The sequence below is a fragment of the Aquimarina sp. U1-2 genome (genome assembly GCF_017897595.1).
GTDB lineage: Bacteria > Bacteroidota > Bacteroidia > Flavobacteriales > Flavobacteriaceae > Aquimarina.
In genome coordinates, this window is sequence record NZ_JAGKIK010000085.1 from 1 (window position 1) to 426 (window position 426).

The 426-nt window shown below is 28.6% G+C and carries 1 protein-coding gene; it reads right to left on the minus strand.

Annotated elements, in window-relative coordinates:
• Positions 1-94 precede the first annotated feature (94 nt).
• Positions 95-426 (minus strand): GHKL domain-containing protein (locus tag J8281_RS19125; protein WP_210199252.1); only part of this gene is annotated, 332 nt, incomplete at its 5' end.

Genomic DNA, 426 nt, shown 5'->3' on the forward strand with positions numbered 1-426 from the left:
GTATTTATTACTTCAAATCCATTTATTTGCTGTAAATAGTTTTTAATAACATTAATTGCCAAGGGCTCATCGTCAATTATTAAACATTTGGTACTCATGCTACTCTTATTTTTAGTTTAGCTATAAAAATGTTATCCATTTCTTCAAATTCTAGGTTGTAATCATTTTCAGAATAACCTAGCGAAAGTCTTTTTCTAACGTTCTTAAGGCCTATACCTCCAGAATAGTTTTTTCCTGAATTTTGATTCATAATTGAAGGCATTGGGTTTGACACACTAAAGTATAGAAAATCTTCTTTAATTTCGAATGAAATATCAATTTTAATATTACCAATGTTTTTGTTTACCCCATGTTTAAAAGCATTCTCAACCAAAGACAACAAAATAATTGGAGCAATTTTTTTGCCTTGTATATCTCCGGTAATTG